General features: G+C 43.6%; 19 protein-coding genes. 1 reads left to right on the top strand and 18 read right to left on the bottom strand.

Going from position 1 to position 22583, the window contains the following annotated elements:
• Positions 1–191 precede the first annotated feature (191 nt).
• The 13 genes from CUU66_RS00535 to CUU66_RS00475 all read right to left on the bottom strand — a co-directional run bounded on the left by CUU66_RS00535 (position 192) and on the right by CUU66_RS00475 (position 13771).
• Positions 192–626: a GNAT family N-acetyltransferase gene (locus tag CUU66_RS00535; protein ID WP_101639735.1), complete on the bottom strand. Its 435-nt coding sequence runs from the start codon at positions 624–626 to the stop codon at positions 192–194.
• 113 nt (positions 627–739) lie between these two features.
• A complete protein-coding gene (gene spoIIR / locus CUU66_RS00530; protein WP_101639734.1) occupies positions 740–1639 on the bottom strand; it encodes a stage II sporulation protein R in 900 nt (299 codons plus the stop codon).
• Positions 1640–2775: 1136 nt separating this feature from the next.
• Positions 2776–3660: a peptide chain release factor N(5)-glutamine methyltransferase gene (gene prmC / locus CUU66_RS00525; RefSeq protein ID WP_101639733.1), complete on the bottom strand. Its 885-nt coding sequence runs from the start codon at positions 3658–3660 to the stop codon at positions 2776–2778.
• A complete protein-coding gene (prfA, locus tag CUU66_RS00520; RefSeq protein WP_101639732.1) occupies positions 3647–4717 on the bottom strand; it encodes a peptide chain release factor 1 in 1071 nt (356 codons plus the stop codon). The genes prmC and prfA overlap by 14 nt, the downstream gene beginning before the upstream one ends.
• Before the next feature lie 153 nt (positions 4718–4870).
• The gene (locus tag CUU66_RS00515) at positions 4871–5203 is read right to left on the bottom strand and encodes a hypothetical protein (RefSeq protein ID WP_101639731.1); all 333 of its coding nucleotides are present in this window, start codon (positions 5201–5203) and stop codon (positions 4871–4873) included.
• Between the two features lie 207 nt (positions 5204–5410).
• The gene (locus CUU66_RS00510) at positions 5411–6028 is read right to left on the bottom strand and encodes a thymidine kinase (RefSeq protein WP_101639730.1); all 618 of its coding nucleotides are present in this window, start codon (positions 6026–6028) and stop codon (positions 5411–5413) included.
• A 280-nt stretch (positions 6029–6308) separates the two neighbouring features.
• Positions 6309–6509, bottom strand: coding sequence for a 50S ribosomal protein L31 (rpmE, locus tag CUU66_RS00505; protein WP_101639729.1), 201 nt, complete (start codon positions 6507–6509; stop codon positions 6309–6311).
• A gap of 151 nt (positions 6510–6660) precedes the next feature.
• Positions 6661–7947, bottom strand: coding sequence for a transcription termination factor Rho (rho, locus tag CUU66_RS00500; protein ID WP_101639728.1), 1287 nt, complete (start codon positions 7945–7947; stop codon positions 6661–6663).
• 742 nt (positions 7948–8689) lie between these two features.
• Positions 8690–9652, bottom strand: a complete 963-nt coding sequence (gene glpX, locus CUU66_RS00495) for a class II fructose-bisphosphatase (RefSeq protein WP_101639727.1) — start codon at positions 9650–9652, stop codon at positions 8690–8692.
• Positions 9653–9747: 95 nt separating this feature from the next.
• Positions 9748–11034 carry a UDP-N-acetylglucosamine 1-carboxyvinyltransferase gene (locus tag CUU66_RS00490; RefSeq protein WP_101639726.1) on the bottom strand — a complete coding sequence of 429 codons (1287 nt, stop codon included), beginning with the start codon at positions 11032–11034 and terminating at the stop codon, positions 9748–9750.
• Positions 11035–11531: 497 nt separating this feature from the next.
• On the bottom strand, positions 11532–12182 hold the full coding sequence (gene fsa, locus CUU66_RS00485) for a fructose-6-phosphate aldolase (RefSeq protein ID WP_101639725.1): 651 nt from the start codon (positions 12180–12182) through the stop codon (positions 11532–11534).
• A gap of 130 nt (positions 12183–12312) precedes the next feature.
• A complete protein-coding gene (locus CUU66_RS00480) occupies positions 12313–13170 on the bottom strand; it encodes a class II fructose-bisphosphate aldolase (RefSeq protein ID WP_101639724.1) in 858 nt (285 codons plus the stop codon).
• Positions 13171–13408: 238 nt separating this feature from the next.
• Complete coding sequence (locus CUU66_RS00475) at positions 13409–13771, bottom strand: response regulator (RefSeq protein WP_101639723.1); 363 nt, start codon at positions 13769–13771, stop codon at positions 13409–13411.
• A gap of 508 nt (positions 13772–14279) precedes the next feature.
• Between CUU66_RS00475 and CUU66_RS00470 the strand changes: the two genes are divergently transcribed.
• Positions 14280–14807: a DUF2529 domain-containing protein gene (locus tag CUU66_RS00470; RefSeq protein ID WP_101639722.1), complete on the top strand. Its 528-nt coding sequence runs from the start codon at positions 14280–14282 to the stop codon at positions 14805–14807.
• A gap of 203 nt (positions 14808–15010) precedes the next feature.
• On the opposite strand, the gene CUU66_RS00465 is transcribed toward CUU66_RS00470, so the two are convergent.
• The 5 genes from CUU66_RS00465 to CUU66_RS00445 all read right to left on the bottom strand — a co-directional run bounded on the left by CUU66_RS00465 (position 15011) and on the right by CUU66_RS00445 (position 22498).
• On the bottom strand, positions 15011–16618 hold the full coding sequence (locus tag CUU66_RS00465; protein ID WP_101639721.1) for a CTP synthase: 1608 nt from the start codon (positions 16616–16618) through the stop codon (positions 15011–15013).
• Positions 16619–17274: 656 nt separating this feature from the next.
• Complete coding sequence (gene rpoE, locus CUU66_RS00460; protein WP_101639720.1) at positions 17275–17865, bottom strand: DNA-directed RNA polymerase subunit delta; 591 nt, start codon at positions 17863–17865, stop codon at positions 17275–17277.
• Between the two features lie 222 nt (positions 17866–18087).
• A complete protein-coding gene (locus CUU66_RS00455; protein WP_257967857.1) occupies positions 18088–18303 on the bottom strand; it encodes a hypothetical protein in 216 nt (71 codons plus the stop codon).
• 291 nt (positions 18304–18594) lie between these two features.
• Positions 18595–21855, bottom strand: a complete 3261-nt coding sequence (icmF, locus tag CUU66_RS00450) for a fused isobutyryl-CoA mutase/GTPase IcmF (protein WP_101639719.1) — start codon at positions 21853–21855, stop codon at positions 18595–18597.
• Positions 21856–21859: 4 nt separating this feature from the next.
• Positions 21860–22498: a TetR/AcrR family transcriptional regulator gene (locus CUU66_RS00445; protein WP_101639718.1), complete on the bottom strand. Its 639-nt coding sequence runs from the start codon at positions 22496–22498 to the stop codon at positions 21860–21862.
• Between the last annotated feature and the right edge of the window lie 85 nt (positions 22499–22583).

Genomic DNA, 22583 nt, shown 5'->3' with positions numbered 1-22583 from the left:
CCTTCATTCATCGTTTCTATATCTATGTGTAAAAGTCTTTATTTTATGAGGATAATAGACCTTTTTTCCTATTTGGAAGCAAAAAGGTACTTTGAAAGTATAAAAGATGTTAGACGCTAACACAAGCGTTATCCACAAAATGTGTATAACTATTTGAAAATTGTGGGTAACTTTGTGGATATGTTGAAAAACTAAAGCGTTTTACATAGAAATTCACAGGAAGTTATCCCCATTAAGTGTTTTCCATGGGTGGATAACTCCAAATCTGCGGAAATACGGCCTTTGGGGACGGTTTCAAAACCCATCCACTGAAATAACCCCGCGGCAGATTCACTATTCGTCGCTAAATATAGAGTTCTCAATTCTCTTTCCCTGGCTAAAATGATCACTTGTTCCAGTAAAACAGGCAGGTTGCGGGTATGAAACTCTGGTGAAAAAGCTAGAGATCGCAGCAGTCCTGTCTCATTCAAAGGCTCAATGCCAATCACAGCAATCAGTTTTCCTGCCTGGTTTTCTGCTATTAAAAAATTCTCTATATTCTCTTTTACTCCATCAGCACTTATATGTGCTTCCGCTAAAAATTGTTCAATCAGCACACTATCCTCTTTGCCTGCACATCTTATCATAACTATCAACCCTCTCTCTTATCCCTTTGTTTCACTAATATGCAAGAGATAGAGTTGATAGAACCAGCAAAACTAAGGCGAGCCGCCTCCGATGCAGGATAGCGGCTCTAAAATTAGCTGAACAGATCTGTGAATAACTCTACTAAAAGGAATTTAACTTTGACCGGCTCTTCATCTTGTGTAGTGTAGACCGGAGCGGATTTTTCTGTGGTGCTGACTGGAGATTCCTGTTGTGGCTGCAGCTCTGTGCCGACAGGCTGTTCTTGCTTATCTTCAACTGACTGTTCTTCTGAGCGCTCTGTTTCAGCTGGCTGTTCATCTGTGCGCCCTGTTTCAACTGGCTGCTCTTCTGATTGCTCTGTTTCAACTGTCTGCTCTTCTGGTTGCTGCTGTGGTTCAGATGGCTCTTGCTCTTTTTCCCGCTTTCCGTCTGCTTGGTCTGTTTCAACAGGATCGACATTGTCATGTGCAGCTTCCTCCTCATACGGACTTTGGCTTACTGCCGTCCCATTTGAAAAATCCAGGAAGCACAGGGGCGGGTACAGCACGCACCACCAATTTGCTCCCTCTCCATCTCCTAATGTGATAACGATAGCTTCATAGCTTCCGGCAGGATACAAATACTGTCCGTATAATTTAGTAGGAAACTTTGCCGGCCCGAATTTTACTTTGACTTCTTGTGTAAAGCCTTGCTCTTTTACCACGTTCTCTGCGATTTCCTGGATCTGGCCTTGATTACCCTCAATTACTTTGCGGGCTTCTTCTTTAGAAGTTAAATCCTGAACCCACTTTGTAATTTCCTTATTCACTTCATCCCGTACTAATCGCTTGAGATCTTGATCTTCTGTTTTATCACTATTTGCCAGGATACGAAGCCTGATGGCATCACTCGGGATAATAACCGTGTCCTTTGCCTGTGCACTTTCCGTCTTCGGTATATATAAACTAAGAATTGTTCCAATCACCAATACTAACAAATAAACCAGCGCAATATTTTTTCTAAGTAATTTCATTTCCCCATTCCTCCCTTACAACACCCATTTTGGCCAGGAATGAAGAATCTTAAACTAGTAAAATTAAAAAAACGGTGGAACTCGACTGACTAACAGGAAAAAAGCTTTCCGCCCTGCCTTTTTTGAACGTATTTTACTTTTTTTACGGAAAACCCGTGTCACACAGCGGCTCTTTCCCTCTATATACTATTTTTTTTAATTTTTTTACAGGTTTTGAAAACGGAGTGGAAATTTATGCTTAGGTTTTGGAGGTTTATGATTATGTTGGGAGCTTTTATGCTTAGGTTTATTAGAATTATGCTTATGTTTCGGTGATTTATGCTTATGGGCCAAGGTTCTTTGCTTATCCTATCGCTTATATGCTTATCTCATCGTTTATATGCTTATCATATTGTTTATATGCTTATCTACCGTTTGTATGGCTTAGCTATAGACAAGTTATGCTTATCTCTACCGATAGATGTCTAGGAGGAGCTGCGTCCGTTAATAAAAATGCATTACGTTCTGACGCTTGTCAGTAGGCCACATGCTACTCTTCAACGCCCCTTTCACTCATAAGGAACTATTCGAACGTGGATCTACAGCTCCTTTCCCTCTTTTCGCCCTTCATCCCCTGAATGAAGAACGTTTCTAAAGCTTCGTTCCCCCTTTTCGTCCTTCATCCCTTGTATGAAGAACGTTTCTACAGCTCCATTCCCTCTTTTCGTCCTTCATCCCCAGTAAGAAGAACGTTTCTACGGCTCCTTTCCCAATTTTCGTCCTTCATCACCCCTATGAAGAACTTTTCTACAGCTCCATTCCCTCTTTTCGTCCTTCATCGCCTGTATGAAGAACGTTTCTAAAGCTCCATTCCCTCTTTTCGTCCTTCATCGCCCCTATGAAGAACGTTTCTAAAGCTCCATTCCCTTTTTTCGTCCTTCATCGCCTGTATGAAGGACGTTTCTACAGCCCCATTCCCTCTTTTTGTCCTTCATCGCTGCATGAAGAACTAAAAACTTAAAACTTCACTAACATCCCTAGCGAAAATACAACAGTTTACCTGTTGTATCAGGTAATCTTTTTAGAAAAAGTCATTTTCCACCGGTAAGCAGAATCCGGCATTTGATCTTATACCTTAAAAAAAAGGGAAATAGGGGTCAGTCCCTATTTCCCAGGATGGCGAAGACCATTCTGTCTTTGCCGTTTATGTCGTATTGTATTTCGGTTTGGGCTTCCGGAAAGGTTTGCTGCAGAAGGTGTTGGACGGACGGCCCCTGCCCTGCACCTACTTCAAAGCCCACCAAGGCCTTAACGTTAAGAATCTTTGGCAGTTCCTCCATGAACCGGCGGTAGAAATCCAGTCCGTCAACACCCCCGAACAAGGCGCGGTGCGGTTCATGACCGGTTACGACGACTGACATCTCCGCTTCATCCCCGATCGGAATATAAGGCGGATTTGACAGGACTACGTCGAGCTTCTTACCTTTTGAGATAAAAGGTGCAAGCAGATCACCCTTCACGAATGTCACGTCTGCCCCCAAACGCTCTGCATTCCTTCTGGCGACAGCCAGGGATTCGTCAGCAATATCTGTACCCGTTACTTCTAACCGGGAGTTCTCCAGTTTCATCGAGATTGCAATAGCCCCGCTGCCCGTTCCTATATCAGCCAGACTAATCAAACTCTCCACTTGGAAGAGAACCGCAATCTTATTTAATGCATGATATACCAGCTCTTCTGTTTCAGGCCTCGGGATTAATACTTCCTGATTTACCTCAAAGGTTCTTCCGTAAAACTCTTCAAAGCCGATGATATGCTGAACCGGGACTCCACGGGCATGTTCATGGACACTTTCCACAAACCGCTTTTTTACGTCCTCAGGAATCTCCATGTGCAGATCTGCCAAAAGTCGGCTGCGGTCCATGTTCATGAAGTGCCGCAAAAGCAGCTCTCCCGCATTTCCGTCGCGCCCTTCTGAGGTTAAAAAAGAAGAAGCCCAGCTCAGGGCTTCATATACCTTGCTAAATGAATCAGTCTTCTTCATTTTGGAGTCTTTTGGATTGATCTTCTAAAATTAACGCATCTAGAATTTCATCCAATTTTCCTTCAATGATTTGATCCAGCTTCTGGATTGTCAAACCAATACGGTGGTCGGTTACACGATTTTGCGGGAAGTTATAAGTTCTAATCCGTTCAGAGCGGTCGCCTGTACCGACAGCCGCTTTACGGTTTTGGTCATATTCCGCCTGTGCTTCCTGCTGGAATTTATCATATACTCGGGCACGAAGAACCTTCATCGCTTTTTCTTTATTCTTGATCTGGGACTTTTCATCCTGGCAGGATACAACTGTTCCAGTAGGCAAATGCGTTAAACGCACGGCTGACATGGTCGTGTTAACACTCTGTCCGCCTGGTCCGCTGGATGCGAAGGTATCGACACGGATATCCTTTTCATGAATTTCCACTTCTACCTCTTCCGCTTCCGGCAAAACGGCTACGGTTGCCGTTGACGTATGAATCCGTCCTCCAGATTCAGTTTCCGGAACACGCTGAACGCGGTGGGCGCCATTTTCAAACTTGAGCTTTGAATACGCACCATTCCCGTTAATCATAAAGATAATTTCTTTATAACCACCTAGTCCTGTAGGATTCGCTTCAATAATTTCCGTCTTCCAGCCCTGTACCTCAGCAAAGCGGCTGTACATACGGTATAAGGTGCCTGCGAATAAGGCCGCCTCGTCTCCACCGGCTGCACCGCGGATCTCCATAATTACGTTTTTCTGATCATTAGGGTCCTTTGGAACAAGAAGAAGCTTAAGCTTTCCTTCCAGGTTTTCCAGCTGTTCTTCCAGCTCGCCCATTTCTTCTTTTACCATTTCACGCATTTCAGGATCCAGCTTTTCTTCGAGCATCTGCTTCGCGTCCTGGTATTGTTCGCGGACTGATTTATACTCTCTGTAAGCCTCCACTGTATCCTGGATGCCTGACTGTTCCTTGGAATATTCCCGCAGCTTGTTTGCATCATTAATGATGGCCGGGTCACTCAGCAATTCATTTAATTTTTCATATCGGTCCTCAACTGCCTGTAAACGATCTAACACGATATTTCACCTCAAATTTTTATATCAAAGAGCCTAGTCGGCGCTTGACGTCTCAATGTATTTAAAATCTATTAACCTTGCCAATTATATAAGAATTACCATACTCCATTATATTATGGCAGATTTAACACGTCAAAACCATTTAAGGCTGGCTTAAGCTTCTATCCGGACCGTAATACGATAATTTGCCAGTTTTCGTGCCAATCGTTTTTGCAGCAGATCTTCCTCTTTGGCAAGACTGGACCCGCCCTGCCTGCCATTTGCTCCATGATAGGTAACCCATAGCTGATCATCCTTTATGAAAAGAGGACCCAGGGGGTATTCAGATGCCGCTGACACGATATTTTGAATTCTTTCATATTCAGTCATTTTTGGTTTAAAAGGAAGGAGAAGACCTTTTTGCCCGTTTAATACGGAATGTGTTTTTTTGGACATTTTCAGCCAGTGGGAAAAGTGGATACATACTGAAGTATTTATTTTTTTCACCGTGCACACCTCCTCTTATTATTGTTTCCAAAAATAGGGAGGGTTACTACCCGAAAAAAATGAATTACCAGAAATATACTAATTCTTTATGTGGATTCAGACAGAAACCCTGATACGTGTAAGGGGATAAAATAAAAAAGGAACAGCCCCACTTTATAAAGGGCCGCTCCTTCAGCTATGAAGGAACCATCCCTTCACCATTTCACATCATTTTGTAAGCGTATTGGTCTGTTCTTTAAGAATCTCGTCTTTCCCAGGCACTTCATGGTGATGTCTGCAGCGCGGCTCGTAAGCCTCTGAAGCACCTACCAGGATCACCGGATCGTTATATAAAGCTGGCCTGCCGTCGATCAAACGCTGCGTTCTGCTAGCTGGCGAACCACAGACAGCACAAACGGCCTGCAGCTTAGTTACTGATTCAGCAAGAGACATAAGCATCGGTACAGGGCCAAATGGCTCCCCGCGGAAATCCTGATCGAGTCCCGCTGCGATTACACGATAGCCGCTGTCTGCCAGATGCTCAGCAACATGAATAATTTCTTCATCAAAAAACTGCACTTCATCAATCGCGATTACATCCACGTCCGGTTCAATCGCTTTAAAGATGTCAGTGGATTTTGAAATGGGTCTTGCTGTGAAAGAAGAGCCGTTATGAGAGACTACAGATTCTTCGCTATATCGATTATCAATGGCAGGCTTGAACACAATGATCTTTTGCTTGGCAAATTGCGCACGGCGTACTCTCCTGATTAACTCCTCAGATTTCCCCGAGAACATGCTTCCGCAGATTAGTTCCAACCAGCCTGTTTGTTTCATTACATACATGAATAGGCTCTCCCTTCCACACTTTGAATCTATATGTTAACAAAAATAAAGGATAAGTTCAGCAGTAAAATATTGTTTATATTTATGATTCCCCATTTGTCCTTCTTAATGAAGGCGGAGTGAACCATCTAAAAACGAAAACCCGCCACCCCGGCGGGTTTATGAGTATATTCGACTTAAATAGGACGTAAATAAGCATAAAAACAGCAGAAATATGTAAATCAAGGCTTAAAAAAACAGGCAAGTAACGTTCTTGCCTGTTTGTACATATCTTTGTTGATTACTTAATGCCGTATTTTTTGTTGAAACGGTCAACACGTCCGCCAGCTTCAGCGAATTTTTGACGTCCAGTGTAGAATGGATGACATTCTGAACATGTTTCTACGCGGATATCATTTTTTACAGAACCAGTTTCAAAAGTATTACCGCAAGCACAAGTTACAGTAATTTTGTTGTAATTTGGATGAATTCCTGTTTTCATTCTTTTCATCTCCTTCCGCCCTGAGTCATGCTGAAACAGAGTTTATTACTCAAAATGCGGTTTGCTCAATCGCTTGCCACATAATTTATTCAAAACACATTAGCTTAATTATAGCAAGGTATCTTCTATTTTGCAAGAGTCTATCAAAAATTTACAATGAACGTTTAGAAGAACCGCTCTGGTTTTTCTTCATTTCATCATCTAAGACGCTGAAGAAGTCTTCGTTGCTCTTGGTAGATTTCAGCTTGCGAAGGAATCTCTCTGCAAAATCAGGTGAATCAGACATGGATTTACGGATCGCCCATAATTTGTCCAAGTGATTTTTAGGAATAAGAAGCTCTTCTTTACGTGTTCCAGACCGGCGGATATCGATTGCCGGGAAGATACGCTTCTCTGCAAGAGAACGGTCAAGATGAAGCTCTAAATTCCCCGTCCCTTTAAATTCCTCATAAATGACGTCATCCATCCGTGATCCTGTGTCGACAAGTGCGGTAGCCAATATGGTCAAGCTTCCGCCCTCCTCAATGTTACGGGCTGCTCCGAAGAACCGCTTAGGTCTATGGAATGCCGCAGGATCGATACCGCCGGACAGTGTACGGCCGCTTGGAGGGATAACAAGGTTGTATGCACGGGCAAGACGGGTAATGCTGTCCATAAGGATGATAACATCCCGTTTATGCTCTACGAGACGCATTGCACGCTCTAATACCAATTCAGCTACTTTGATATGATTTTCCGGTACCTGATCGAATGTTGAGCTGACAACGTCACCTGCAACCGAACGTTCAATATCGGTTACTTCCTCCGGGCGCTCATCAATCAGGAGAACAATCAATTCAGCCTCAGGATGGTTCACAGTGATAGCATTGGCTATTTCTTTTAAAAGAATGGTCTTACCTGCTTTCGGAGGCGCAACAATTAATCCACGCTGGCCGAAGCCGACAGGAGCAATCAAATCCATAATGCGGGTTGATAGGTTTTTCTGCGTTGTTTCGAGCATCATCTGGCGGTCCGGATACAATGGAGTCAGACCAGGGAAATGGACCCGTTCCTTCGCAGATTCAGGGTCGTCGCCATTTACAGCTTCAACATGCAGAAGACCGTAATATCTTTCATTTTCCTTTGGCGGACGGACTTTACCTGAAACTTTGTCACCGTTCCGCAGGTCAAAGCGGCGGATCTGTGATGCTGAAATATATATATCTTCAGAGCTGGACGAATAATTGATCGGACGGAGGAACCCAAATCCTTCAGAAGGAATGATTTCTAATACACCTTCCATGAATAACAGACCGTCTTGTTCAGCTCTCGCTTTTAAAATAGCAAAAATAAGCTCTTTCTTTGTCAATTTGCTATAGTAGGATACTTTAAATTCACGTGCTAATTCATATAGCTCTTTAAGCTTCATTGTTTCTAATTTTGAAATTGTTAAGTTCATTATGACACCACTCTTTTTAGATTAGCTAACACCAGGAAAGAAAAATTGAAGGAAGGTTCTTTAACTTGGAGTAAGTTTGAAGAAATTTCACAGGATTAAAAACAAGCTTTATTTTACTTGCTTTAAAATAAATATTCAACTTTTAAGAAAAGGGCTGAAAAACTTAGGAAGCTTAGGAGTTTTTTGTTAATGCCTTCTAACAGGGGCGGCTATCAAGGAGTTTTCCAGCAGTTTCCTCCCTCATTAGAATTACTTTTCAGGAGCTTTGTTAAACAAGCCAGTTGATCTCCGCAGGTTTTCCCTTAACATTCCCCCTAAGGCATTACCGCGCCTTTAGCAAGGGTCATCTGCAAAAATCATCAACACTAACATAGCCTTTATTTTAATTCTACCGAAGTGAAACTTTTTCCTGCTGAATTCATGAAGGACCGTAAGCCAGCTTTCGACAATTACCGTAAGGCTCTTTATGAAAACCAAGGAAGCGAGCGATTCCGCCCGCTTGCCTCTTTATTTTAGGCTGTTTTCGCAAACTTTGTTGCTATTGAACAAGGGGTTGATTTCCACTTCAGGATGCTCGCTTTCCGCGGGGCGGGCGGTGAGCCTCCTCGGCTTCGCCTGTGGGGTCTCACCTGTCCCGCTGTTCCCGCAGGAGTCTCGCACCTTACGCTCCAATCAACCTGACTGGACAATAGGGTGACGTTACAAAACTTATTAAAAAACAACAATCTTTTAGAAAAGAGCCTTATTTTATTACTAGATTAGGTTTTTTATTTAAGCTGTGGCGGCCATCAATAAACCGGACTGTCCCTGATTTAGCTCGCATAACCAATGAATGTGTTTCACCATAAAAGCCTTTATACTGAACGCCTCTAAGCAGCTCGCCGTCTGTAACGCCTGTGGCAGCAAAAATAGCGTCATCCCCTTTTACGAGATCTTCCATCCTAAGTACTTTATTGACATCTAAGCCCATTTTCAAACATCTTGCTAATTCTTCATCACTCTGAGGTAATAATTTCCCCTGAATTTCGCCGCCTAAACATTTTAAGGCAACGGCCGCAAGAACGCCCTCTGGTGCTCCGCCAGAGCCAAATAAGATATCCACACCTGTGGTGTCAAATGCAGTGTTAATTGCGCCAGCTACATCCCCGTCATTAATTAGCTTAATCCTGGCTCCCGCTTCTCTGAGCTGATTGATAATTTCCTGATGGCGCGGCCGGTTCAGCACAGTAGCAACCAAATCTTCAATATCCTTATTTTTTGCTTTTGCCACAGCTTTTAAGTTATCTATAACAGAAGCATTGATATCGACCTTCCCGACAGCTTCAGGACCGACTGCAATCTTGTCCATATACATATCAGGTGCATGAAGCAGATTTCCGTGATCTGCAACAGCTAAAACTGCCAGAGCATTCCATCCTCCTGAAGCGACAATATTTGTTCCTTCAAGCGGATCTACTGCAACATCAACTCTTGGGCCATATCCTGTGCCAAGCTTTTCGCCGATAAAAAGCATGGGTGCTTCGTCCATTTCTCCTTCGCCGATCACCACGGTGCCTTTCATGGGCACGGTATCAAAAACGTCACGCATCGCCGAAGTGGCGGCGCCGTCCGCTTCATCCTTTTTGCCTCTTCCCATCCAGCGTGCGGAAGCAAGTGCTGCTGCTTCAGTAACTCTGACCAGTTCCATTGATAAACTTCTTTCCACTGCAATTCCCCCTGCACTACATCTAAAATAGATTTTTAATCGTATAACACATTATACAATTAATTGTAACACATTAAAGGGAATATGTGTCCTAATTAAGAACTTTTCAGCTGCTCCGCTTCTTCAGGAGTTAATTTTTCCCGCCAGACGGTCGCACCCAGCCCTGTCAGCTTCTCCTCAAGATTGCTGTAGCCGCGGTCAATATGCTCAAGGCCTGTAATCTCAGTTATACCTTCCGCCATCAGGCCTGCAATAACAAGAGCTGCACCAGCACGAAGATCGCTTGCTTTCACTTTCGCTCCCTGAAGCTGGACAGGTCCTGAAACGATTGCGGACCGGCCTTCCACTTTAATATTGGCATTCATGCGCCTTAATTCATCGATATGCTTAAAGCGGGCTCCATAAATGGTATCTGTAACGACTGCTGAGCCTTCCGCCTTTGTAAGCAGAGTGGTGAAAGGCTGCTGAAGATCTGTCGGGAAGCCTGGATATACCAGAGTTTTAATATCAACGGTCTTCAGCTTTGGTCCAGGTGATACAAAAATCTGGTCATCACCGGTTTCCACAGAGATTCCCATTTCTCTAAGTTTTGCAGTAAGTGATTCTAAATGCTGGGGAATCACATTATCTATAAGTATGCCGTCTCCTGCCGCAGCAGCCAGAACCATAAAGGTTCCTGCTTCAATTCGATCAGGGATGATGGTATGGCGGCAGCCGTGAAGGCTCTCTACTCCATCAATACGGATGATATCCGTACCTGCCCCTTTGATCCGTGCGCCCATATTCGTCAGGAGTGTGGCTACATCAATAATTTCCGGTTCTTTCGCTGCGTTTTCGATTGTGGTCCTGCCTTTAGCCAGTACAGCTGCAAGCATAATATTAATGGTTGCGCCGACACTGACAACATCGAGATAAATTTTGGCACCTCTAAGTTCATCTGCCCTTAGATAGATGGCGCCCTGTTCATTTGTAATCTGCGCACCTAGTGCTTCAAACCCTTTAATGTGCTGATCGATAGGGCGTGGACCTAAGTGGCAGCCGCCCGGCAGACCAATGACTGCCTTTTTGAAACGGCCAAGCATGGCACCCATCAAATAATAAGAGGCGCGGAGTTTCTTCACTCTGCCATTAGGAAGCGGCATAGAAACCATCGTGGATGGATCCACGCACATTTCATTATCCGAAAATGTAACGGTTCCCCCAATTTCCTCTAACAATCCTTTTAATATTTCAACATCAGAAATTTCGGGAAGACCTTCTATTGTAACAGGCGAATCGGCCAGTATAGTGGCTGGAATCAAGGCTACCGCACTATTCTTAGCGCCGCTTACTCTTATAGACCCTTTGAGTGGATAACCGCCAGCGATTTTTAGTTTTTCCATGGTATAACTCCCTTCTATGCCAAAGCAGTACAAATACCTGCAAAATCGGCTTGTGTCCGAGGTATATTTTTCCATTTCCAACATGCATAAAACGACAGCATTCTTTAATGTCTAGTTTACACAAAAAACAGGAATTCATGTACCGAAAATATAAATTTTACCAGAAATGCAGTTCCTGCTCACAAGGGCAGCCTTTTTGCTTCTTTCTGAAATGAGAGAACACCCGGGGAGAATTAAGTGGTTAAAAATGATGGCCCTTTGTATTATTGTTAAACCCGTTTGTTGATTGCAGGCACTAGCTTTTTCGCGGGCGGTCCGGGAGCCCCCCACATTTTCACGCTTTTGGGTCTCCCTTGACACGCATGCAGCGGCAATACATAGAGCTAGAATCAACAATGAATACATTTATTTTAATAGAGCCAAGAAGCTCAGGCTGTACGCTCGGAATGGAACTACATACACCAGTCTAAGCGAAAACAGCCTGATTTGAAAGCGTTTTACCTATTTTCTCTAGCTTTCCAGTCAGCGAGGAATGCGTCAATTCCTTTATCAGTCAGCGGATGATGGAATAATTGCATTAGCACTTTATATGGGATGGTTGCGATGTGGGCCCCTCTGATGGCCGCTTCTGTCACATGCAGAGGATGGCGTATGGATGCAGCGATAATTTCAGACTCAAGGCCATGAATATTGAATATATCAGCTATATCCGAAATTAACTGAAGCCCGTCCTGCCCGATATCATCCAGGCGCCCTAAAAATGGGGATACATAAGAAGCTCCTGCACGCGCGGCGAGCAGTGCCTGATTTGCATTAAAGATAAGAGTTACATTCGTTTTAATTCCCTTTTGGGCTAAATAATGAACAGTTTTCAGTCCATCTGGTGTCATGGGTACCTTTATGGTGATGTTAGGCGCGATCGCTGACAGTTCCTCTGCTTCTTTGATCATTCCTTCTGAATCCAATGAAATAACTTCCGCACTGACCGATCCTTTTACCAGACTGGTTATTTCTCTTAATCGATCGTGAAAGGAGACATTCTTTTCCTTAGCCACAAGAGAAGGATTAGTGGTTACACCTGATAGCAGGCCAAGAGCATGGACTTCGCGGATTTCTTCTATATTTGCCGTATCAATAAAAAATTTCATTGTATTCCCTCGCTTTTTGTCGGAATTTTCAATCAGATGATACCAAAAATAAAAAGGATATGCTCCCTGTTCACGACTGCTTTATATGAAAAACCGAAACCACCGTACAGTGGTTTCGATTCTTGTCAAATTATGCCTGGTTGCTAGAACCGAACTCGCGCATTTTGCCGACAACTGTTTCTTTAATTGCGTCGCGGCCAGGCACGATGAATTTACGTGGATCATATACTTCTTGGTCTTTATTAAGTACTTCGCGAACGGCTTTTGTGAATGAGATTTGGTTCTCAGTGTTCACGTTAATTTTTGAAGTACCTAAAGAGATAGATTTTTGGATGTCATGAGTCGGGATTCCAGTTCCGCCGTGAAGAACCAATGGAATACCAGTTGAATCACGAACTTCTTCCATTTCTTTAAAGCCAAGGTTTGGTTCACCTTTGTAAGGTCCATGAACGGATCCTAGTGCTGGGGCAATGCAGTCAACGCCAGTGCGTTTAACCAGCTCAGCACACTCTTTTGGATCTGCATAGATAACGCCAGCAGCTACTACATCGTCTTCCTGTCCGCCGACAACACCAAGTTCCGCTTCAACAGAAACGCCTTTTGAATGAGCATATTCAACCACTTTAGAAGTAGTTTCAACATTCTCTTCAAATGGATGGTGCGAAGCATCGATCATAACAGAAGTGAATCCAGCGTCGATCGCTTCTTTACATTTTTCAAAGCTTGAACCATGATCAAGGTGGATTGCAACCGGAACGGTAATTTTCATATCTTCCAATAATCCTTTTACCATCATAACAGTTGTGTAGAATCCGCCCATATGGCGTGCAGCACCCTCAGATACACCAAGGATAACTGGTGATTTTTCCTGCTCGGCAGCAGCTAAAATGGCTTGTGTCCATTCTAGGTTATTAATATTATATTGGCCGACTGCATACTTACCTTCAAGTGCTTTGTTCAGCATTTCTTTCATAGAAACTAAAGGCATGTTGTTTCCTCCTTAAAAGTAGAACTAAATGACACTGCAATTGCAGAGTTCCCTTCTAAAATTTTACCTTTAAAGAAAGGCTGCTATACGCTTAGAATTTAGAAGGATTACAAAAATCAATCTAAGCATATCAATTGATAGTGTAATGAGCAACAAATTAGCCGCGCTAGTTCTGCAAAATTTAAGGATTTCCCCCGAAATGTGAACGATGCTCGAAAATTGAAAATATTGACAGGGCTTACACTAAAATATTCTCCCTTACCGCCTTGCGGATGTCATCAATATCAAACGGTTTTGCGAAATGAGTCAGCGCTCCGAGATCCCGCGCTTCCTGAATCATATCCAATTCACCGTAGGCTGTCATGATAATAATTCTGATATTCTGGTCGATCTGCTTCATTCGTTTCAGGATTTCAATTCCATCCATCCCTGGAATTTTCATATCTAAAAGAACAAGGTCTGGCGGATATTTGTTCACGATGTCCAGTGCCTGGGGACCATTAGCCGCCTGAAAGGTTTCATATCCTTCTCTTTGGAGAACTTCATTCAAGAGTATTCGTATACCAAATTGGTCGTCCACTATTAAAACTCTTCTACCCATTCTGTTAACCCCTTTTCCCTGTATAAATCTCGCATAGGCGCTTGAGATATGTAAATAATCCTTAATCGCAGAGCATATCTTAATTATTTCGCTCCATTTCCCTAAAATTCCTGCTTATGGCTGTCATTCTTTATGAGTTTTTTGTTGATGTGCTGAAATTTGCGCTAGCCTCTTCCCTCAAAACTGTGTGGTAATCTGGTTTGGTGCAAATATCACCTAAAGCGATGTAATGGCCTTTGATTGCCGACAAATTCATTCATTTTGTTTGCAAGAAATGAAATCATACTTTACCAGAGAGCCGATACCAGGGTTGGTGAAGTATTTTTTTCATTATTTTGAACTTCGGCATCATTATTTTTTATCTGCAGCAATTATCTCAAAAAGCGGCGCAATTGATTTATCAGCTTTACTTTCTGGCTGTTATCCATCTATATCAGTATACAACTAATGCGAAATAGATAGGGATATGATATATAGAAGAGATAGATTATATAAAAGGGGTTTTATCATGCTAAAAATATTTTCCACCCAGCTTACAGGTGTATATAAAAAGATGATCGATCAGGAAGAGTTTTCACTGGAGGATGGCGCAAGGCTGCTATGCCAGGCGGTGGTCAGTGAAGGAACACTATATCTTCATGGCTTCGGCGAAATGCAGGGAATTCTGGATGAAGCGATGTATGGAGCCGAACCGCTTGTTTTCGTTAAGCCTTTAGAAAACATTGCAGATATAACCTCCGCCGACAGAGTGCTGCTGTTCACCCGGTTTGCCGACGATGCAGAAGCGGTAGCCCTTGGAAAAGAGCTGCAGGCAAAAGATATCGCCTTCGTCGCCGTCTCTGCCGTCCAAAAAGATCAGCCCAATGAACTAACTCAACTTGCCGATGTCCATATCGACACGAAGCTGACAAGAGCCCTCCTTCCTGACGAATCAGGCACAAGATTCGGCTTTCCATCCCTCATGGCCGCCCTATTTGCCTATCATGGACTCAAATTCAGCATTGAAGAAATCCTCAAAGAATACCACGAAGAATAGGGAAATGGGGGACTGTCCCCGCTGAAGCACCAACGTTTCTGGTGGAAGCTGCTCCATGACCGCTTTTACAGCAGGACATATAGGGAGCGGCAAATAAAATCACAATAGAAAAAGCTGAACCAGACGGTTCAGCTTTTTCTTTTTATATCCAGCTCCTAGCCCCTTTTAGGATTATGCCAAGGCTGACCAGGAAACTTCCGCTTTTATAACTTCTCGCTAAATTTCAATGATGCCTCAACAAAATCGCGGAACAGCGGCTGCGGGCGTGTTGGTCTGGATGTGAATTCCGGGTGGAATTGGGATGCGACAAACCATGGGTGGTCAGCCAGCTCGATGATTTCGATTAAGCGGCCATCCGGGCTTGTACCGGAGAAGATAAATCCGGCTTTTTCCATGTCCTGACGGAACTGATTGTTAAATTCATAACGATGGCGGTGGCGCTCATAGATCACTTCGTCCTGGTATGCTTCATAAGCTCGAGTACCCTCTGTCAGCTTAGCAGGATATAATCCTAGTCTTAGAGTTCCGCCAAGATCTTCGATATCTTTTTGTTCAGGCAGAAGGTCGATGATTGGATACTTTGTTTCTGGGTCAAGCTCAGAAGAATGAGCTCCTTCAAGGTTCAGCACATTGCGGGCATATTCAACAGATGCCAGCTGCATTCCAAGGCAGATTCCGAAGAATGGCTTCTTGTTGATACGTGCATATTCAATGGCATGGATCTTTCCTTCCACTCCGCGGTCGCCGAATCCGCCAGGAACTAATATTCCATCCACTTCATCCAGCAATTCTGCCACGTTATCTCTTGTTACAAGCTCTGCATTGATCCATTTGATATCAATATCAGAGTCAAACTGATAGCCTGCGTGCTTCAAAGCTTCCACTACAGAGATATAAGCATCCTGAAGTTCTACATATTTACCTACAAGGGCGATTTTTGCTGTTTTTGACAGGCTTGTCACTCGTTCTACAAGAGCTTTCCAGTCCGTCATTTCTGCTTCTGCACAATTTAATTTCAAGTGATCGCAGACAATTTGATCCATATTTTGTTCCTGAAGGGTCAATGGAATGGAATAAAGAGTCTCTGCATCACGGCACTCGATGACTGCTTTTGTATCGATATCGCAGAATAAGGCAATCTTATCCTTCATGTCCTGTGAAATCGGCATTTCCGTACGAACTACAATGATATTTGGCTGAATGCCTAAGCTGCGCAATTCTTTAACGCTATGCTGAGTTGGTTTTGTTTTCATTTCTCCAGCTGCTTTAATGTAGGGAACAAGCGTACAATGAATGTACATCACATTGTCACGGCCGATATCACTCTTAATCTGGCGGATTGCTTCAAGGAATGGAAGCGACTCGATATCTCCTACTGTCCCGCCAATTTCAGTGATGACTACGTCCGCATTCGTTTCGCGGCCGGCACGGAACACACGCTCTTTAATTTCATTCGTGATATGAGGGATTACCTGTACAGTTCCGCCTAAATAGTCACCGCGGCGTTCTTTTTTCAGTACAGTAGAGTAAATCTTCCCTGTAGTCACGTTGCTGTGTTTTCCTAAATTGATGTCGATGAAGCGCTCATAGTGGCCCAAGTCCAAATCTGTTTCTGCTCCATCGTCAGTAACGAATACTTCACCGTGCTGATACGGACTCATCGTCCCCGGATCTACGTTAATGTATGGATCAAATTTTTGGATCGTTACGCTTAGACCCCTATTCTTTAAAAGTCTGCCTAATGACGCAGCTGTAATCCCTTTACCTAGAGAAGAAACTACACCGCCTGTTACGAAAATATACTTTGTCATCTGTTTACTTCCCCCTTCGAATCTTTCTGAACATCCACTTCAAACCCTTACACCCGCGAATAGAATACTCTCAATAGTAAAAAAGAATAATACCAGTTTCCAATATGAGTGAAATCCTAAACGGAAGATAAAGACATTCGGTTTCTGTATACCTGCATCTATTTTCACAATTACCTGCTTAGGTGGCTCGACCAAACATAAAAACATTCTCTGAGAAAGTTTGCCACAAACCAGAAAACTTATGACTTTTTTTATAAGCTCTGTTAAACTTGCCTGTTGATTGTAACGAAAGGCACTTGCTTTCCGCGGGGCGGTCCGGGAGCCTCCTCGGCGTCTATGCCTGTGGGGTCTCCCTTGACCCGCTTTCCCGCAGGAGTCTCGCATATCCGCTAACAATCAACAAAGTGCCAAAATCCAAAATGAACTTTAACTTAGCCTTTTTATAAAATCTTGTTTCCATCGAAATTTGGCAGTGAATGTTTATCGTATTTTCCTTATGAGAATGAAACGTGTCACGTTACCCAATTGCCATAAAAACAAAAACGCTCCGCTTACAAAAGTAAGGGAGCGATATAGTCGTTTCTTGTGCCCTTTTTAAGGAGCCCAAAAATGATTCTACAAATATCGATATAAAAAGTCAAGCAAATAATGAGAAATTAAAGCTTATCGTCGTCCTCTGTTTCATCTTCGAGGCCTTCGTCTTCGTCTTCATCTTCCTCATCAAGGTCTGCGTCCTCATCATCAATAATGAAGCCGCCCTCCTCAAGAGCCTCCTCGAGATCTTCTTCCTCGGCATCATCATCGTCATCGTCATCCAGAAGATCATCATCATCTTCGACAAGATCCTCTTCTTCTTCTTCGAAGTCATCCAGATCATCATAATCCAGATCCTCTTCTTCCACTTCATCGAAATCTTCCAGTTCTTCGTCGTCAGCCTTTTTGGCCTTCTTCTTCTTCGGTTTTGCAGCTGGAAGAACTTCGTCTTCGATTTGGTCAACAGGGTACCAGGCTTTTAAGCCCCAGCGGTTTTCACCGATGGAAGTGAATCTGCCATCCACATTAAGATCTGTATAAAATTGTGATAATTTATTCGTAAGTTCGGCATCAGATAAATCTTGAAGGCGTTTCAGCTCCTGCACGATTTCTGAAAATGGCACTGCCTGCTTCTGGCTTACAAGGAACTCATAAGCAAGCTCTAATAAGGACATTTCTTTTATTTCTTCTTTAGAGTATTGGCTTAAACTCAACCCTCTGCACTTCCTTTCTATAATGGGGCACCATCATATTCCTGCACTGAATCAGAACAGAAATTTTATATGTATGCTGCATCAGCTCTATGGCTAAGATTAGAAAAATGGTTACGCACCCTAAAGTCAATTGGATACGTTTGTAGTAGCAGTAATATGTTAGTACTAGCAGCGATATTGCTAGACATATATAACATTATAAACAATAGTGCTAAGTTTATGCTAGTTCAATCTTATAGATTCCTCTTGTTTTTCAAGTGGGTATGCAGCCTTAAGCACCCTCTTGTTCAGCCCTTTCTTTTGCCTGTACGCCATGTAAAAACAATAGAAAGAGAGTAAAAGAAAAGGAATCGCTCCCAGCTGCTTTTGATACAAGAGTATGGAAAGAGCTGCAGCCATACAGAGCAATAAAGCCTGCATTACCTTTTTTATTTTCATTCTTCCACCCGCTTTTCAGATCTCCTCTTTCCCATTCTACCCATATTTTATAGGAGTCAGACCAATTTCGCCTAAATAACCCCCGCCAAATCAACTTTGACAGGGGTTACTCTAAGTGAAGGGATCATTTATATCTTTTTTGTCTGATCTGTAAAATCAGCCAGTTGATTACAAGAAACCGGAGGATGGTGTTTTTCAACACTTAATTCTGCTGCTGGCTCTCCCTTGACTGCGCACTTCATCCAGGAGTCGCACGCATTCCTCTATCAACATTGCTCTAACAGCTTTTACTTACATATTTCTTCTATACTGTCCGCCAACCTCGTAAAGAGCTTTTGTAATCTGGCCAAGGCTTGCTGTTTTAACGGTTTCCATTAATTCAGCAAAGATATTGCCGCCGCTGTAGGCTGCTTCCTGCAGGCGGGAAAGCTTCTCACTCAGCTCTGACCTGTGAAGCTCCTGGAATCCCCTTAGATTACGGATCTGCTGTTCTTTTTCCTCTTTGGACGCTCTCGCAAGCTCCATACTGTTTAAGTCCTCTTCAGAAGGAGGATTTGGATTCAGATAGGTATTGACCCCAATGATCGGAAGTTCCCCGGAATGTTTTTTCATCTCATAATGCATGGATTCATCCTGGATCTTCCCGCGCTGATATTGCGTTTCCATCGCCCCGAGAACTCCTCCGCGGTCATTAAGGCGGTCAAATTCCTGCAGGACAGCTTCCTCCACCAAGTCGGTCAATTCTTCTATTATAAAAGAACCTTGGAGCGGATTTTCATTTTTGGCAAGGCCTAGTTCCTTCGTGATAATCATTTGGATCGCCATGGCCCTTCGGACGGATTCTTCCGTAGGCGTGGTGATCGCTTCATCATATGCATTGGTATGAAGCGAGTTACAATTATCCTGGAGAGCCATCAAAGCCTGCAGCGTCGTCCTGATATCATTGAAGTCGATTTCCTGCGCATGGAGAGATCTGCCGGATGTTTGAATGTGATATTTTAATTTCTGGCTTCGTTCATTTGCACCATATTTATCTCTCATCACCGCTGCCCAAATTCTTCTGGCCACCCTGCCGAGCACCGTATATTCAGGGTCTAAGCCATTAGAAAAGAAGAATGACAGGTTTGGTGCAAAATCATTTATATTCATCCCTCTGCTGAGATAGTACTCTACATACGTAAATCCATTCGCCAGGGTAAATGCCAGCTGGGAAATTGGGTTAGCGCCCGCTTCAGCGATATGATAGCCTGAGATCGATACAGAATAGTAGTTTCTGACTTTTTTCTCAATAAAGTATTCCTGGATATCCCCCATCAAACGGAGTGCAAATTCAGTAGAGAAAATACAGGTATTCTGTCCCTGATCTTCTTTTAGGATATCCGCCTGTACGGTTCCCCTTACTGATTGGAAGGTAAACGCTTTTACCTGCTCATATTCCTCCTGGGTCAGCCCTCTTCCCAGTTCTTCCTCTTTTTTCGCTCTCTGCTGTTCGATGGCTGTATTCAGATACATCGCAAGTATGATTGGCGCAGGTCCATTGATCGTCATCGAAACGGATGTGGATGGATGGCATAAATCAAAGCCGTCGTACAGCTTCTTCATGTCTTCCAGTGTACAAATGCTTACCCCGCTTTCTCCTACCTTCCCATAGATGTCCGGACGGTAATCCGGGTCCTCGCCATACAGAGTCACGGAATCAAAGGCCGTACTCAAGCGCTTAGCATTGTCATCCTTGGATAAATAGTGGAATCGGCGGTTCGTCCTTTCCGGGGTTCCTTCACCGGCAAACTGCCGTTTCGGATCTTCTCCTTCCCGTTTGAACGGAAACACACCAGCTGTGTAAGGAAAGAACCCGGGTGCATTCTCTTTATATACCCATTTAAGAATTTCTCCATAATCCACGTACTTTGGAAGAGACACTTTAGGAATTTGAAGGCCGGATAATGACACCGTCTTAAGTTCAGTGACAATTTCTTTATCCCGGACTTTGCTGATGAATCGGTCGGCTGCATATTTCCCTCTAAATTCATCCCAGCCAAAAATAATTCTTTTCGATTCTTCGGTCAGTTTTGTGACTGTTTCATCTCTCAGTGCTTCCAGAGAAGAGAGAACCTCCCCATTCAATTCTTTCTCTTTTACAGCTGAAATGGCACCCTCCAGCTGGAACAGCCGCCGGGCAATTGCTGCCTGCTCTTCTGCTTTAGAGTGATAATTCCTTACCGTTTCCGAGATTTCCCGCAAGTAGTAACGGCGGTCATTCGGGATAATGATATTTTGTTTCTTCACATCTGCCTCTTTTGAAAAACCCGTCGTCCAGTCCTTTCCTACTTTTTCATTGATCTTTTCCACAAGGGCCGCGAATAAAGCGTTTGTCCCAACGTCATTAAATTGGCTTGCAATCGTCCCATAGACAGGCATCCGATCGATATCCTGGTCAAAAAGCATGCGGCTGCGCTGATACTGTTTCTGAACCTGGCGCTTAGCATCTTCAGATCCTTTACGTTCAAATTTATTAATGACAATGAGGTCAGCAAAATCAATCATATCGATTTTTTCCAGCTGGGAAGGTGCCCCGAATTCACTGGTCATTACATACATGGATAGATCCGTGACCTCCGTTATGCTTGCGTCCCCCTGGCCGATCCCGCTCGTTTCCACAATAATTAAATCAAAACCAGCAGCCTTTACAACAGCGAGTGCATCTTTGAGAGCAAGTGAAATTTCACTTCCGGAATCCCTTGTAGCGAGGCTTCTCATATAGACTCTCGAATTAAAAATTGAATTCATCCGAATCCGGTCGCCAAGCAAAGCACCGCCTGTTTTCCTCTTGGTCGGGTCAATGGAAAGGATGGCGATTTTCTTTTCAGGAATCTCATTGAGGAAACGCCTGATCAACTCATCGGTTAACGAGCTTTTTCCGGCTCCGCCAGTACCGGTAATTCCGACAATCGGGATATTTTTCTCATACTGCTTTACTTCTTCAAGGATTTTTTCTGCCGCGGCCGCCGCTTCATCCTGAATGCCCACTCTGTTCTCCGCAAGCGTAATCAGCTGGGCAATCGTTTTGTGATCGCCTTCTTTCAGCAAATCCATCTTCTCATGCAGGTCTGAAGAAGCGGTCGCAAAATCACATTCTTTCATCATGATTTCAATCATTCCCTGAAGGCCGTATTTCCTGCCGTCTTCAGGCGAAAAGATCCAGGCAATTCCATAATCATGCAGTTCTTTAATTTCCTTCGGTATAATGACTCCGCCACCGCCGCCGTAAATACGGATGTGTGAAGCATTCTTCTCCTTCAGAAGGTCATACATGTATTTAAAATATTCCACATGCCCGCCCTGGTAAGAAGAAATGGCTATACCCTGTACATCCTCCTGAATCGCTGCATTGACAACCTCTTCGACGGAACGATTATGCCCTAAGTGAATGACCTCTGCACCGCTGCCCTGCAAAATCCGCCTCATGATATTGATCGAAGCATCATGCCCGTCAAACAGACTCGATGCCGTAACAAACCTGATATGATGCTTTGGCTGGTAAGTTTCTGCCATTATTTTATCTCCCCTCCTGTTTCCGGCCCGCAAGCAGCCCGTGAAACAACAGCTTAGTCTGATGCTCCACATATTCCTCAAGTGTGAACATTTTCCGCAGAGCCCACCTTCTAAAACTCCACATCTGTCCCTGGACAAAAATGTTATGGGCAATCATTTTGATTTCAGACTCGGTCAAGTCGATCTCCCCATTTTCTCTACAGAGGTGAATAATCTGCTCAAACATCGCGACCATTTCCATTTCTTTTTTTAAGACATAGGGAAGAGCATCACGAGTCAGCGACTTGACTTCCTGGTACATCACCAGTACCTCGTCCTGCATGTCATCCATCACTTTAAAAAAGTTATAAATACCTAATTTAAGCGATTCCAGTGTACCCTTACTGGTATCCACGTCCTTCTGAAGCCGGTCTCTGACTTCCTCATAGATATGGTCGCAGACAAGGTAGAGAATATCTTCCTTTGTTCTAATATATTCATAGAGCGTGCCGATGCTGAACCCCGCTGCTTTGGCAATTTCCCTGGTGGTGGTGCGGTGAAAGCCTTTTTCCTTAAACAGTGTAACGGCACCTCTGATCATCTCATTTCTTCTTTTCAGAATGAGCCGCTCATCTTTGACCGTGGCGTGAACGTCCCTTTTCATGGTTACCCCGCCTTTATGCTAGTTTCTGTGCATTTCCATCCCTACACAGAGATTTTTGCATCCTTTATCTCTGTTAAATCTGCCT

Origin of the sequence: Peribacillus deserti (assembly GCF_002863585.1) — a bacterium.
Lineage (GTDB): Bacteria > Bacillota > Bacilli > Bacillales > DSM-1321 > Paraperibacillus > Paraperibacillus deserti_A.
This window is presented reverse-complemented; position numbering and strand designations above follow the sequence as displayed.

Coding starts and splice junctions, on each gene's coding strand:
- CUU66_RS00535 (WP_101639735.1), bottom strand. CDS start 626: ATGATAAGATGTGCAGGCAAAGAGGATAGTGTGCTGATTGAACAATTT.
- CUU66_RS00480 (WP_101639724.1), bottom strand. CDS start 13,170: ATGCCTTTAGTTTCTATGAAAGAAATGCTGAACAAAGCACTTGAAGGT.
- CUU66_RS00455 (WP_257967857.1), bottom strand. CDS start 18,303: ATGAAAATAAAAAAGGTAATGCAGGCTTTATTGCTCTGTATGGCTGCA.
- spoIIR (WP_101639734.1), bottom strand. CDS start 1,639: ATGAAATTACTTAGAAAAAATATTGCGCTGGTTTATTTGTTAGTATTG.
- CUU66_RS00445 (WP_101639718.1), bottom strand. CDS start 22,498: ATGAAAAGGGACGTTCACGCCACGGTCAAAGATGAGCGGCTCATTCTG.
- CUU66_RS00465 (WP_101639721.1), bottom strand. CDS start 16,618: ATGACAAAGTATATTTTCGTAACAGGCGGTGTAGTTTCTTCTCTAGGT.
- rpmE (WP_101639729.1), bottom strand. CDS start 6,509: ATGAAAACAGGAATTCATCCAAATTACAACAAAATTACTGTAACTTGT.
- CUU66_RS00475 (WP_101639723.1), bottom strand. CDS start 13,771: ATGGGTAGAAGAGTTTTAATAGTGGACGACCAATTTGGTATACGAATA.
- CUU66_RS00510 (WP_101639730.1), bottom strand. CDS start 6,028: ATGTATGTAATGAAACAAACAGGCTGGTTGGAACTAATCTGCGGAAGC.
- fsa (WP_101639725.1), bottom strand. CDS start 12,182: ATGAAATTTTTTATTGATACGGCAAATATAGAAGAAATCCGCGAAGTC.
- prmC (WP_101639733.1), bottom strand. CDS start 3,660: ATGAAGAAGACTGATTCATTTAGCAAGGTATATGAAGCCCTGAGCTGG.
- CUU66_RS00490 (WP_101639726.1), bottom strand. CDS start 11,034: ATGGAAAAACTAAAAATCGCTGGCGGTTATCCACTCAAAGGGTCTATA.
- CUU66_RS00470 (WP_101639722.1), top strand. CDS start 14,280: ATGCTAAAAATATTTTCCACCCAGCTTACAGGTGTATATAAAAAGATG.
- rho (WP_101639728.1), bottom strand. CDS start 7,947: ATGAACTTAACAATTTCAAAATTAGAAACAATGAAGCTTAAAGAGCTA.
- icmF (WP_101639719.1), bottom strand. CDS start 21,855: ATGGCAGAAACTTACCAGCCAAAGCATCATATCAGGTTTGTTACGGCA.